The sequence below is a fragment of the Kitasatospora sp. NPDC030952 genome (assembly GCF_055571335.1).
In genome coordinates, this window is sequence record NZ_JBVIFM010000039.1 from 1 (window position 1) to 12,198 (window position 12,198).

The 12,198-nt window shown below is 73.0% G+C and carries 13 protein-coding genes; 7 read left to right on the top strand and 6 right to left on the bottom strand.

Annotated elements, in window-relative coordinates; genetic code table 11:
- Positions 1 to 172: 172 nt before the first annotated feature.
- The 3 genes from ACZ47G_RS37960 to ACZ47G_RS37970 form a co-directional block, all read right to left on the bottom strand.
- Entirely contained in the window at positions 173 to 700 is a 528-nt protein-coding gene (locus ACZ47G_RS37960; protein ID WP_465750807.1) for a SixA phosphatase family protein, read from the bottom strand.
- A 173-nt stretch (positions 701 to 873) separates the two neighbouring features.
- The gene (locus tag ACZ47G_RS37965) at positions 874 to 996 is read right to left on the bottom strand and encodes an SGM_5486 family transporter-associated protein (protein WP_380457692.1); all 123 of its coding nucleotides are present in this window, start codon (positions 994 to 996) and stop codon (positions 874 to 876) included.
- A 175-nt stretch (positions 997 to 1,171) separates the two neighbouring features.
- Positions 1,172 to 2,455, bottom strand: a complete 1,284-nt coding sequence (locus ACZ47G_RS37970; protein ID WP_465750809.1) for a CynX/NimT family MFS transporter — start codon at positions 2,453 to 2,455, stop codon at positions 1,172 to 1,174.
- Between the two features lie 123 nt (positions 2,456 to 2,578).
- Between ACZ47G_RS37970 and ACZ47G_RS37975 the strand changes: the two genes are divergently transcribed.
- Positions 2,579 to 3,253 (top strand): FadR/GntR family transcriptional regulator, encoded by a 675-nt coding sequence (locus tag ACZ47G_RS37975; RefSeq protein ID WP_465750810.1) that lies wholly within the window; start codon positions 2,579 to 2,581, stop codon positions 3,251 to 3,253.
- A 133-nt stretch (positions 3,254 to 3,386) separates the two neighbouring features.
- Here the strand turns inward: ACZ47G_RS37975 and fabI are convergent, their stop codons facing one another.
- Together fabI and fabG are read right to left on the bottom strand one after the other, a co-directional pair.
- On the bottom strand, positions 3,387 to 4,154 hold the full coding sequence (gene fabI / locus ACZ47G_RS37980) for an enoyl-ACP reductase FabI (RefSeq protein WP_380457687.1): 768 nt from the start codon (positions 4,152 to 4,154) through the stop codon (positions 3,387 to 3,389).
- Between the two features lie 2 nt (positions 4,155 to 4,156).
- A complete protein-coding gene (gene fabG / locus ACZ47G_RS37985) occupies positions 4,157 to 4,876 on the bottom strand; it encodes a 3-oxoacyl-[acyl-carrier-protein] reductase (protein WP_465750813.1) in 720 nt (239 codons plus the stop codon).
- 316 nt (positions 4,877 to 5,192) lie between these two features.
- Between fabG and ACZ47G_RS37990 the strand changes: the two genes are divergently transcribed.
- The 6 genes from ACZ47G_RS37990 (at position 5,193) to ACZ47G_RS38015 (ending at position 11,095) form a co-directional block, all read left to right on the top strand.
- A complete protein-coding gene (locus ACZ47G_RS37990; protein ID WP_465750815.1) occupies positions 5,193 to 6,338 on the top strand; it encodes an MBL fold metallo-hydrolase in 1,146 nt (381 codons plus the stop codon).
- Positions 6,339 to 6,484: 146 nt separating this feature from the next.
- Complete coding sequence (locus ACZ47G_RS37995; RefSeq protein WP_465750817.1) at positions 6,485 to 8,086, top strand: TldD/PmbA family protein; 1,602 nt, start codon at positions 6,485 to 6,487, stop codon at positions 8,084 to 8,086.
- Entirely contained in the window at positions 8,086 to 9,501 is a 1,416-nt protein-coding gene (locus ACZ47G_RS38000) for a metallopeptidase TldD-related protein (protein WP_465750819.1), read from the top strand. The genes ACZ47G_RS37995 and ACZ47G_RS38000 overlap by 1 nt, the downstream gene beginning before the upstream one ends.
- A gap of 32 nt (positions 9,502 to 9,533) precedes the next feature.
- Positions 9,534 to 10,082 carry an RNA 2'-phosphotransferase gene (locus tag ACZ47G_RS38005; RefSeq protein ID WP_465750821.1) on the top strand — a complete coding sequence of 183 codons (549 nt, stop codon included), beginning with the start codon at positions 9,534 to 9,536 and terminating at the stop codon, positions 10,080 to 10,082.
- Positions 10,083 to 10,226: 144 nt separating this feature from the next.
- A complete protein-coding gene (locus ACZ47G_RS38010; protein ID WP_465750823.1) occupies positions 10,227 to 10,610 on the top strand; it encodes a DUF3099 domain-containing protein in 384 nt (127 codons plus the stop codon).
- 266 nt (positions 10,611 to 10,876) lie between these two features.
- Entirely contained in the window at positions 10,877 to 11,095 is a 219-nt protein-coding gene (locus tag ACZ47G_RS38015) for a hypothetical protein (RefSeq protein ID WP_465750825.1), read from the top strand.
- A gap of 62 nt (positions 11,096 to 11,157) precedes the next feature.
- Here ACZ47G_RS38015 and moaA read toward each other — a convergent pair whose 3' ends face one another.
- A complete protein-coding gene (gene moaA / locus ACZ47G_RS38020) occupies positions 11,158 to 12,147 on the bottom strand; it encodes a GTP 3',8-cyclase MoaA (RefSeq protein ID WP_465750827.1) in 990 nt (329 codons plus the stop codon).
- Positions 12,148 to 12,198 lie beyond the last annotated feature (51 nt).

Here is a 12,198-nt window from a genome sequence, read left to right on the forward strand (position 1 = left end):
GAGAGCTACCTCGCCGGCCTCCACCTTCGTGGCGCGATGATCTGGATCAAGGACCTCACCAGAGCCGCTTGATCACGACCAAATACGCACCCTAGGACCGACCGGCTGGTTCTCGAAGCAGACGAGGGGCGCGCGGATCCAATCCGCGCGCCCCTCGGACGTGTGACGGAGCTCAGTCCTGCGGCGTGTAGTACGAGACCAGCTCGGCCACGCCGGGCTCGACGAGCTTCCAGGACCCGCTGAAGCTGAGCACCGCGATCGCCGCCGTCGGGAAGCCGCCGAGGCGCAGCCGCTCCAGCGCGTCCCGGTCCCCGGCGTCCCCGGCCAGCACCTGGGTCAGGCCCAGCACACCGGGGTTGTGGCCGACCAGCACCACGTCCGAGTACTCCTCCGGGGTCTCCTGGAGGACGGCGATGATCTCGCCCGGGCTGGCCTCGTAGATCCGGTCCTCGTACACCGTCTTCCGGGCCCGCTTGGGCAGCTCGTGTGCCGCCAGCTTCCAGGTCTCCCGGGTGCGCAGGGCGGTGGAGCAGAGCACGAAGTCGGGGTTGATGCCGGAGTCGACCAGCCAGCGGCCGGCGTCCGGGGCCTGGTGGCGGCCCCGGTCGGCCAGCGGCCGCTCGTGGTCGTCCACGCCGTTCGGCCAGTCGGCCTTGGCGTGACGGAGAACGATGATCCTGCGGGGCGTGTCGGCGCTCATACCCAGCAAGCTTGGCAGAAAAGCGGCCCGGCGGCGCGATGCTCCCGGTTGCCGCCACTCCCCCGGGTGGTGGGTGCCATCATGGCCCGTTCGCCGGGGCGTCACCGGGAGTACGGCGGTGGTACGGGCGGCGCCACGGGTGCGCGCCGGGCAGGCGCGGTGACGGGCGGCGATCAGCCGATCTGGGCGGCGACGGTGGCGATGATCGCCACCAGCACCACGATGCCGCCGATGGCGAGGGCGATGCGGCCGAGCTGCTTGCGGCCGCCGGTGGGGTTCGGGTCGAGAACGGGCATGCCGGGATTCTCCCACCCCGAACACACCCGTCCCGCGCTGGCCCCACCGCCTTGGCCAGGCCTTGACCTTCGACGTCAGGCCTTACCTTCGACGTCAGGCCTCACCTTCGACGCCAGGCCCTTCCCGGCCCGGTCCTCAGGCCCTGACCTGCCCGGCCGGCCCCGGGCCTTCCGCTCAGGCCTTGACCCGATCCGCCGGCAGGACCGCCTCGTCCTCGATGTGCCGGGCCCGCGCGGCCCGCAGGCCGAACAGCATCTGCGGCACCAGCAGCAGCGCCAGGAAGCCCAGCGGCAGGTACCACTGGCCGGTGGCCTGGTAGATCCGGCCGATCAGGATCGGGCCGGGGATGGAGATCAGGTAGCCGACGCCCTGGGCGAAGGCGGACAGCTGGGCCACCCCGCCGGCGGTCCGGGCGCGCAACCCGATCATCGTCAGCACCAGCGGGAAGGCGCAGTTGGCCAGGCCCACCAGGACGGCCCACACCCACGGCGCCGCGGCCGGGGCGAGCGCCAGCCCGGAGTACCCGGCGATGCCGCAGGAGGCCAGCACCACCACGAACAGCCGCTGGTCGCCGCGCCGGGCGGCCAGGTTGGGCAGCACGAAGGAGACCGGCACGCCGATCACCATGGTGACCGCGAGCAGCACCCCGGAGGTGCCCTTGTCGATGCCGGAGTCCTGGAAGATCTTCGGCAGCCAGCCCATCACCACGTACGCGCCGGTGGCCTGGAGGCCGAAGAAGCAGGACAGCGCCCAGGCGGTGCGGCTGCGGGTGATCGGCAGCTTGGCGGGGGCGGCGGCGCCGGCGGCCCGCTCTCCGCGCTCGCGCTTGGCGATCAGCACGGGCAGCCAGAGCACCAGGGCGAACGCCCCGAGGCCGGCCCAGACCCCGAGGCCGTAGCGCCAGTCGCCGCCGAGCGCGTTGGTCAGCGGCACGGTGACGGCGGCGGCCAGGGCGGTGCCGGCGGACAGCGCCATGGAGTACAGGCCGATCATCGGACCGACCTTCTCCGGGAAGTACCGCTTGATCACCACCGGCAGCAGCACGTTGGAGACCGCCACCCCGGCCAGGGCGAGCGCGGTGAGCAGCAGGAACACCGCCGTGCCGCCGGCGAAGGAGCGGGCCAGCACGCCGGCCGTGATCGCGCCCATGCCGGCCGTGATCACCGCGATCGGGCCGATCCGGCGGGCCGCGACGGGGGCCGCGAAGCCGAACAGCGCGAAGCACAGCGACGGGACGGCGGTGAGCAGCCCCGCCAGGGTCGGGTTCATGCCCAGGTCGGCGCGGACCTGGTCGAGCAGCGGCCCGAGGCTGGTGACCACGGGGCGCAGGTTGAAGGCGGCGGCGGCGATCGCGACGGCGAACAGCACGCCGAGGTACTTGGCGGAGCCGGCGAGCCGCTCGGTCTGCGGCCGGGCCTCGGTTCGGGGGGAGGCGGTGGTGTCTACTGCGGGAGGCATGGGCGCCATCATAGAATGATGGGATGAATTGATGCACCTTGGAATTGGCATGATGTCCCGACCGTTCATCCATCGGCCACCTCCCCTCTGGGCCCACCCACCCCGTAGTCGCAAGGAGTCCCCGTGGCGCTGTCCTCGCCGAGGCGCACCCCGCTGTCCGACCAGGTGATCGCGCAGCTGCGCGCCCAGATCACCTCCGGGGAGTGGCCCGTCGGCTCGCGCATCCCCACCGAGGCCGCCCTGGTCGAACAGCTCGGGGTGGCCCGCAACACCGTCCGGGAGGCCGTCCGCGCCCTCGCCCACAACGGGCTGCTCGACATCCGCCAGGGCTCCGGCACCTACGTGCTCGCCACCAGCGAGCTGGCCGGGGTGATGCACCGCCGCTTCGCCGACGCCGACCAGGCGCAGGTCGCCGAGCTGCGGGCGGCCCTGGAGACCTCCGCGGCCGGCCTGGCCGCACTGCGCCGCACCGAGCGGGACCTCGGCCTGCTGGACGCCGCGCTCGACCGGCGGGAGACCGCCTGGCGCTCCGGTGACGCCGAGGACTTCGTCCAGGCCGACGCCGCCTTCCACCACGCCGTGGTGGCCGCCGCCCACAACGACGTGCTGCTGGCCGTCTACTCCGACCTCGGCGAGGTCACCCGCGAACACCTGCGCAACGACGTCGGCCCCGAGCTGATCGCCGAGCGCTACATCGGCCACGACACCATCCGGGACGCCATCCGGGCCGGCGACGCCCAGCGCGCCTCGGTCGAGGCCGGCCGGGCCATCGGCGCCTGCGCGACCGCCGACGCGTAGCCGGGCCGCCGGGCGGTCCCGCCCCGGCCCCGGTGCGTGACCCGGACCCCGGCCCCGACGCGCGGCCCGACGCGAACGCACCGCTGCCCGGCACCCCCAGGGCGGGGCGCCGGGCAGCGGTGGAGCCAGCCGGTCAGGCGCCGATGGCGTGCAGCCCGCCGTCGACGTGGATGATCTCGCCGGTGGTCTTCGGGAACCAGTCCGACAGCAGCGCGACGACACCGCGGCCGGCCGGCTCCGGGTCGCTCAGGTCCCACTTCAGCGGGGAGCGCTGGTTCCAGGTGTCGGCCAGGTCGCCGAAGCCCGGGATGGACTTGGCGGCCATCGAGCCGATCGGGCCCGCCGAGATCAGGTTGCAGCGGATGTCCCGCTCGCCCAGGTAGCGGGCCAGGTAGCGGTTGGTCGACTCCAGGGCGGCCTTGGCCGGGCCCATCCAGTCGTACTGCGGCCAGGCGTACTGGGCGTCGAAGGTCAGGCCGACGACCGAGCCGCCGTCCTGCATCAGCGGCAGCAGCGCCATGGTGAGCGACTTCAGCGAGTACGCCGAGACGTGCATCGCGGTGGCCACGGACTCCCACGGGGTGTCCAGGAAGTTGCCGCCCAGGGCGTCCTGCGGGGCGAAGCCGATCGAGTGGACGATGCCGTCCAGGGTCGGCAGCGTCTCGCGGACCTGGTCGGCGATGCCGGCCAGGTCCTCCGGGCTGGAGACGTCCAGCGACAGCACCTTGACCGGCTTCGGCAGCTTCTTGGCGATGCGCTCGGTCAGGCTCGGACGGGGGAAGGCGGTGAGGATGATCTCGGCGCCCTGCTCCTGGGCGAGCCGCGCGGTGTGGAAGGCGATGGAGGACTCCATCAGCACACCCGTGATCAGGATCCGCTTGCCCTCGAGGATTCCACTCATGCTCAGTGACCCATGCCCAATCCGCCGTCGACGGGAATGACGGCTCCGGTGATGTACGCGGCCTCGTCCGAACCGAGGAACCGCACGGTGGACGCGACCTCGGCGGGCGCCGCGTAACGGCCCAGCGGGACCTCCGCGACGATCTCCGCGCGGCGCTCGTCGCTGAGCACGGCGGTCATGTCGGTGTCGACGAAGCCGGGGGCGACCACGTTGACGGTGATGTTGCGCGGGCCGAGCTCGCGCGCCAGGGAGCGGGCGAAGCCGACCAGGCCGGCCTTGGAGGCGGCGTAGTTGGCCTGGCCCGGCGAGCCGGAGAGGCCCACCACCGAGGAGATCAGCACGACGCGGCCCTTCTTGGCGCGCATCATCAGCTTCGACGCGCGCTTGACCACCCGGAAGGTGCCGGTCAGGTTGGTGTCCACCACGGAGGTGAAGTCGTCCTCGGACATCCGCAGCAGCAGGGTGTCCTTGGTGATGCCCGCGTTGGCGACCAGCACCTGGACCGCGCCGTGCTTCTGCTCGATCTCCGTGAAGGCGGCGTCGACCTGCGCGGCGTCCGTGATGTCGCAGCGCACCGCGAGGACGTCGTACTTCTCCAGGGCCTCGGGCACCTCACCCGAACGGCTGGTGATGGCCACCTTGTCGCCCGCTTCGGCGAAGGCCTGGGCGATCGCGAGGCCGATGCCCCGGTTTCCTCCGGTGACGAGAACCGAGCGGCTCAACGATCCACCTCTCTCCGTACATGAGCGCGTACGTCGGAATGCGTACGCAGTGTGACGCTATCGGGCGGTCGGCGGCGGCGGCGAATCGGGCTCCCACAGCGCCGCACCGGCGGAACTGTCGCAATCCGACAATCCGCAGCCGCTGCTCCGGGCCGTTCCCGGCAGCCCCCCGCAGGCCCGGGAACCGTCCGCGAAAGGGGCCACTGTGCGGGAACAACACGGGCGGGCGTGCCCGTTGCCCCCGTGGTGCGGGCCGCCCCGGGGCCGGACGTACCCTTCCCCGAAGAGTCCCGGCGAGGAAACGAAGGCAGGGCGCATGACCAAGGCACGGCCCGGGAGCACCTCCCGACGCGGACGACTGCTCGCCCTCACCGCCCTGGCGGCGGGCCTGGGCGCCACCGCCTGGTCGCTGCGCGACCTGCCCGCGGCGTTCGGACGCCGCCCGGACGGCGAGCGCGAGGAGCGGGTGCGAGACTCCCCGCAGTACCGCGACGGCGTCTTCCACAACGCGCCCTCCACCCTCGCCCGGGCCGGGAGCACCCCGGACATCGACCGCGACACCGTCCGCCGGATGCTGTTCCAGCGCGAGGGCCGTGTCCCGGTCGGCCCGGTGCCCACCGTCCGCCCCGCCACCGCGGCCGGCCCGGCCGCCGAGGGCGTGGAGATCACCTGGTACGGGCACGCCTCCGCACTGGTCGAGATCGAGGGCTCGCGCGTCCTGCTCGACCCGATCTGGAGCGACCGCTGCTCCCCCGCCGCCCACATCGGCCCCAAGCGCCTGCACCCGGTCCCGGTCGAGCTGGAGGAGCTGCCGCCGGTCGACGCGGTGCTGATCTCCCACGACCACTACGACCACCTCGACATGGCGACGGTCAAGCGCCTGGTGCGCAGCCAGTCCGCGCCCTTCGCGGTGCCGCTCGGCATCGGCGGCCACCTGCGCCGCTGGGGCGTCCCCGAGCACCGGATCATCGAGCTGGACTGGGACGAGACCTGCACCCTGGGCGAGCTGGTGCTCACCCTCACCTCCGCCCACCACTTCTCCGGCCGCGGCCTGACCCGCAACACCACCCTGTGGGGCTCCTGGGTGATCGCCGGCCCCAGCCGCAAGGTCTTCTACACCGGCGACTCCGGCTACTTCGAGGGCTACGCCCGGATCGGCGAGCGGCACGGCCCCTTCGACGCCGCGCTGGTGCAGATCGGCGCCTACGACGCGGCCTGGTCGGACATCCACATGACCCCCGAGGACGCCGTCCTCGCCCACCGCGACCTCCGGGCCGGACTGCTGGTGCCGGTCCACTGGTGCACCTTCAACCTGGGCCTGCACCCCTGGGCCGAACCGGTCGAGCGGCTGCTCGCGGAGGCCAAGGTCCAGGCCGTCCCGCTGGCCGTCCCCCGCCCCGGCGAGCGGGTCGACGTGGACAACCCGCCGGAGCTGGACGGCTGGTGGGAGTCCGTCTCCTGACGGCGCCCCGCCCGGCCGCAGCCCGCTGGCCGAAACCGCAACGCACCGGGCGAAATGCGCTGGCCGGGAACCCGGTGGACGGGCAATGATGCGGTGCGGGCGCCCCTGTGGCCCCGCATCGCCACCCCCGCGACCTGGGAGCCCGATTGCCTCCGATCCCTCCGGCCGACGCCACCGGCGCCCCGCACGGGCGCGCCGTCGACCCGCTGTTCCTCGCCCTCCCGCTGCGCACCCTCGCCGACGCCGCCCTCGGCCGGGCCCGCCAACTCGGCGCGAGCCACGCCGACTTCCGGCTGGAGCGGGTCCGCAGCGCCTCCCGCCGGCTGCGCGACGCCCGTCCGGCCGGCACCTCCGACAGCGTGCAGCTGGGCTTCGCCGTCCGGGTGCTGCTGGACGGCGCCTGGGGCTTCGCCGCCGGGGTGGACCTCACGCCCGACGCCGCGGCGCAGGTCGCCGCCCAGGCCGTCGCGGTGGCCCGGCTCTCCGGCGGGATCAGCCGGGCGGCCGGCTCCACCGAGCGGGTCGAGCTGGCCGACGAGCCCGTCCACCGGGACGTCACCTGGGTCTCCTCGTACGAGATCAACCCCTTTGAGGTGCCGGACGCCGACAAGACCGCCCTGCTCGCCGACCGCAGCGCCCGACTGCTGGCCGCCCAGGGGGTCTCGCACGTCGAGGCCGTCCTGCTGACGGTGCAGGAGAACAAGTTCTACGCGGACACCGCCGGCACCGTGACGACCCAGCAGCGGATCCGCACCTACTCCGACCTGACGGCCACCTCGGTCGACGAGCGCACCGGCGCCTTCGACTCGATGCGCACCCTGGCCCCGCCGGTCGGCCGCGGCTACGAATTCGTCACGGGGGTCCGGGGGCCGTCCCCCGATGGACGGAGCCTGACCGGCGCCGGGTGGGACTGGGACGCCGAGCTCGCCGAACTGCCCGTCCTGCTGGCCGAGAAGATGAAGGCCCCGAGCGTCGAGGCGGGCCGCTACGACCTGGTCATCGACCCGTCCAACCTCTGGCTGACCATCCACGAGTCGATCGGCCACGCCACCGAGCTGGACCGCGCGCTCGGCTACGAGGCCGCCTACGCCGGCACCTCCTTCGCCACCTTCGACCAGCTCGGCACCCTGAAGTACGGCTCCGAGCTGATGCACGTGACCGGCGACCGCACCGTCGAGCACGGCCTGTCCACCATCGGCTACGACGACGAGGGCGTCGCCACCCAGTCCTGGGACCTGGTCCGGGACGGCGTCCTGGTCGGCTACCAACTCGACCGCGGCATGGCCAGGTTGAAGGGCTTCGAGCGCTCCAACGGCTGCGCCTTCGCGGACTCCCCCGGGCACGTCCCGGTGCAGCGGATGGCCAACGTCTCGCTCCAGCCCGCCGCCGACGGCCCGGACACCGAGGGCCTGTTCGCCGGAGTGGAGAAGGGCCTGTACATCGTCGGCGACCGTTCGTGGTCGATCGACCAGCAGCGCTACAACTTCCAGTTCACCGGACAGCGCGCCTATGCCATCAAGAACGGCGAACTCGCCGGCCAGGTCAAGGACTTCGCCTACCAGGCCACCACCACCGACTTCTGGGGCTCGATGGCGGCGGTCGGCGGCCCGCAGACCTACGTCCTCGGCGGCGCCTTCAACTGCGGCAAGGCGCAGCCCGGCCAGATCGCGGCGGTCAGCCACGGCTGCCCGTCGGCGCTGTTCCGCAACGTCAACGTGCTCAACACCCAGCAGGAGGCGGGTCACTGATGACCGCGACGCAGCCCCACGAACTCGTCGAGCTGGCACTCGGCCTCTCCCGCGCCGACGGCTGCGTGGTGATCGCCGACGAGGAGTCCACCGCCAACCTGCGCTGGGCCGCCCCTCCCCATGGACTGGGGGGCGCCCTGACCACCAACGGCGTCACCCGCGGCCGCCGCCTCACCGTGATCGCCACCGTGGCCGGCGCCGAGGGCACCGCCTCCGGCGTGGTCTCCCGCGAGGCCGTCACCGCCGAGGACGTCGAGGCCCTGGTCCGGGCCGCCGAGGACGCCGCCCGCGCGGCCGGCCCGGCCGAGGACGCCCAGCCGCTGATCGACGGCCGGCCGGCCTCCCCGGACTTCACCCAGCCGCCCGCCGAGACCTCCATCGAGGTGTTCGAGGCCTTCGGCCCGGCCCTCGGCGAGGCCTTCGCCCGCGCCGCCGCCCAGGGCGAGCTGCTCTACGGCTTCGCCCGGCACGAGGTCACCACCAGCTACCTGGGCAGCTCCACCGGCCTGCGGCTGCGCCACGACCAGCCCACCGGCATGGTCGAGATCAACGGCAAGACCGCCGACCTCACCGGTTCGGCCTGGGTCGGCGCCGCCACCCGGGACTTCACCGACATCGACGTCGAGGCCCTGCACGGCGAGCTCACCAAGCGGCTCGGCTGGGGCGCCCGCCGGATCGACCTGCCGGCCGGGCGGTACGAGACGCTGCTGCCGCCCTCGGCCGTCGCCGACCTGATGATCAACCTCCACTGGTCCGCCGGCGGCCGGGACGCCGCCGAGGGCCGGACGGTCTTCTCCCGGCCCGGCGGAGGCACCCGGCTCGGCGACAAGCTCGCCGCCCTGCCGCTGACCCTGCGCGCCGACCCGGACGAACCCGGCCTGGAGGCCGCCCCGTTCGTCCTGGCGCACAGCACCGGCGGCGACGTCTCGGTCTTCGACAACGGCGCGCCGATCACCGCCACCGAGTGGATCCGCGAGGGCGTGCTGACCGACCTGGTCACCAGCCGCCACGCGGCCGGCCTCACCGGTCTGCCGCTGCGCCCGGCGATCGACAACCTGGTGCTGGAGACCGCCGGCCAGGAGTCGGCGCCGACCCTGGACGAGATGATCGCCCGCACCGAGCGCGGCCTGCTGCTCACCTGCCTCTGGTACATCCGCGAGGTGGACCCGGCGACGCTGCTGCTCACCGGCCTCACCCGGGACGGCGTCTACCTGATCGAGAACGGTGAAGTGGTCGGCGCCGTCAACAACTTCCGGTTCAACGAGTCCCCGGTCGACCTGCTCGGCCGGATCACCGAGGCGGGCCGCACCGAGCGCTGCCTGCCCCGCGAGTGGAGCGACTACTTCACCCGCGCCGCGATGCCACCCGTGCGTGTCGCGGACTTCAACATGAGTTCGGTCAGCCAGGCCTCATAGCCGCTGACCAACGGGGGGATATGAACACCATGATGGACGAGAAGCGGCTGGTCAGATCGAGCAAGATGCTGTCGCGCATCCTGCGGCACGAGCCGGAGCTGGTGGGGATCACGCTGGACTCCTCCGGCTGGGTCCGGGTCGACGTCCTGCTCGGCGCCCTCGCGGCGAAGGGCCGGCCGCTCACCAGGACCGAACTGGACCACGTCGTGGCCACCAACAACAAGCGCCGCTTCGGCTACTCCGCGGACGGCCTCTCGATCCGCGCCAACCAGGGCCACACGGTGGCGGTCGACCTCGGTCTGACCGCCACCGCGCCGCCCCACGTGCTCTACCACGGCACCGCCGACCGCCATCTGGCGTCGATCTTCCGCGAGGGCCTGCGCCCGATGGCCCGGCAGGACGTGCACCTGTCGGCGGAGACCGAGACGGCCACCCGGGTCGGCGCCCGGCACGGCCGCCCGGTCGTGCTCACCGTGAACGCGGCCGCGATGGCGGCGGCCGGCCACGAGTTCCGGCTCAGCGAGAACGGCGTCTGGCTCACCGACGCCGTCCCCCCGCAGTACCTCTCCCGCCGCTCCTAGCCGCCCCTGCCGCCGTACGGCTCCCTATCACGCCCGACCGGGTGGGCTCCGCCCACCCGGTCTCGTCGTCCCCGGCTCCCCGGCGTACCGTGAGGAGGTCGTGCGGATCGGCGCGCGGGTGCGTGGACGAGGGCGGTAGGACACATGGGCAAGAGCGCCGAGGGCGGACGGGTCTACCGGATCACGGGGGCGCGCAGCAGCCTCTCCGAGGACGTCCGGGGACGCCAGCGCCGCTACGTCATCTCGATGCTGATCCGCACCGCCTGTGTCCTGCTCGCTGTGGTGCTGTGGGACGTCGAGCGCTGGCTGGCCTTCGCAGCCCTGGGCGGCGGCGTGCTGCTGCCGTACTTCGCGGTGCTGATCGCCAACGCCGGCCGGGAGCAGGCGCCCGGGCTGCCGAGCACCTTCGACTTCCCAGCCGACACCCAGCTGATGCTCGGCCCGGGTGGTACGGGTGGGGCTGGTGCGCCTGCTGGTACAGGACAGGCAAAGCCCGCTGGCACCGAAACTTCACAGGGCACCGACTGACCGTCCCGTTTAAGGGGATTGAGCCTGAATCGGCTCGGTGAAAGCTCAAAAGAAGCTCAGATTAATCATGCAAGACCTCCCCAACCGAGCCCTCCGGCGTGACATACTGCGTACGCGCTCCGCATCCCCCGTCGGAGCGACGGACCGACGCCGGGCAGCTCCCCCCGTGGCTGCCCGGCGTCGCCATGCCCGGATCCGGGCGGGCCGGGCCGGCGTGACAGACTGGCGGTGACGACGCACCCGCCGAACACCGAGGACGGCCCCCGATGGACACCCCGCAGACCCCGATCTGCTCCGCCAAGGGCTGCCGGGCGGACGCCCACTGGGTGCTGGTGTGGAACAACCCCAAGCTGCACACCCCGGACCGTCGCAAGACCTGGCTCGCCTGCGAGGAGCACCGCGAGCACCTGTCCCAGTTCCTGGGCGTGCGCGGCTTCCTCAAGGAGGTCGTCGCCTTCGCCGACTGGACTCCTACGGACGGCTAGGCCCTGTCCGGCCGATCTTGCCGGGCCCGCGACGCCAAGATCGGCCGGACAGGGCCGAGCGCCTAACCGCCGATCGCCGACATCGGCCGATCGGGCTGGTGGAACTCCGGGTCGTCGATCCCGGCCCCGGCCTTCTTCCCCCACATCGCCGCCCGCCAGAGTGCGGCCAGCTCCGCATCGTCCGCCCCCGAGCGCAGCGCGGTGCGCAGGTCGGTCTCCCCGGTGGCGAACAGGCAGTTGCGCACCTGGCCGTCGGCGGTCAGCCGGGTCCGGTCGCAGGCCCGGCAGAACGGCCGGGTGACGGAGGCGATCACCCCGACCCGGCCCGCACCGCCGTCCACCACCCAGCGCTCGGCGGGCGCCGCGCCCCGGCGGGCGGACGGCTCGGGGGTGAGCGCGAAGCGAGCCTGGAGCAGTTCCAGGATCTCCCCCGCGGTGATCATCGACGAGCGGTCCCAGCCGTGCTGGGCGTCCAGTGGCATCTGCTCGATGAAGCGCAGCTCGTAGCCCCGCTCCAGGCACCAGGCCAGCAGGTCGGCCGCCTCGTGGTCGTTGACCCCGCGCATCAGCACCGCGTTCAGCTTCACCGGCGCCAGCCCGGCCGCCTCGGCGGCGGCCAGCCCGTCCAGCACGTCCTGGTGGCGCCGGCGGCGGGTGAGGGTGAAGAACACCTCGGGGTCGAGGGTGTCCAGCGAGACGTTGACCCGGTCCAGTCCGGCCTCGCGCAGCGCCGTCGCGGTCCGGGCCAGCCCGATGCCGTTGGTGGTCAGCGACAGTTCGGGGCGCGGCTCCAGGTCGGCGCAGGCGGCCACGATCGCGACCAGTCCGGGGCGCAGCAGCGGTTCGCCGCCGGTGAAGCGGACCTCGCGCACGCCCAGGTCGCACACGGCCAGGGTGACCAGTCGGACGATCTCCTCGTCGGTCAGCAGATCGGGCTTGGCCAGCCACTGCAGCCCTTCCTCGGGCATGCAGTAGGTGCAGCGGAGGTTGCACCGGTCGGTCAGGGAGACCCGCAGGTCGACGGCGCGTCGTCCGAAGGTATCGAGCAGCACGTGCGTCCCTTCCCGAAAAGCAGCCGGCCCGGCCACCGTCGCGGCGGGGGG

Excerpts from the sequence above, each read along its gene's own strand:
- ACZ47G_RS38000 (WP_465750819.1), top strand. The coding sequence starts at position 8,086 with ATGACCGCGACGCAGCCCCACGAACTCGTCGAGCTGGCACTCGGCCTC.
- ACZ47G_RS38005 (WP_465750821.1), top strand. The coding sequence starts at position 9,534 with ATGGACGAGAAGCGGCTGGTCAGATCGAGCAAGATGCTGTCGCGCATC.
- ACZ47G_RS38015 (WP_465750825.1), top strand. The coding sequence starts at position 10,877 with ATGGACACCCCGCAGACCCCGATCTGCTCCGCCAAGGGCTGCCGGGCG.
- ACZ47G_RS37965 (WP_380457692.1), bottom strand. The coding sequence starts at position 996 with ATGCCCGTTCTCGACCCGAACCCCACCGGCGGCCGCAAGCAGCTCGGC.
- ACZ47G_RS38010 (WP_465750823.1), top strand. The coding sequence starts at position 10,227 with ATGGGCAAGAGCGCCGAGGGCGGACGGGTCTACCGGATCACGGGGGCG.
- fabI (WP_380457687.1), bottom strand. The coding sequence starts at position 4,154 with ATGAGTGGAATCCTCGAGGGCAAGCGGATCCTGATCACGGGTGTGCTG.
- ACZ47G_RS37990 (WP_465750815.1), top strand. The coding sequence starts at position 5,193 with ATGACCAAGGCACGGCCCGGGAGCACCTCCCGACGCGGACGACTGCTC.
- ACZ47G_RS37970 (WP_465750809.1), bottom strand. The coding sequence starts at position 2,455 with ATGCCTCCCGCAGTAGACACCACCGCCTCCCCCCGAACCGAGGCCCGG.
- ACZ47G_RS37960 (WP_465750807.1), bottom strand. The coding sequence starts at position 700 with ATGAGCGCCGACACGCCCCGCAGGATCATCGTTCTCCGTCACGCCAAG.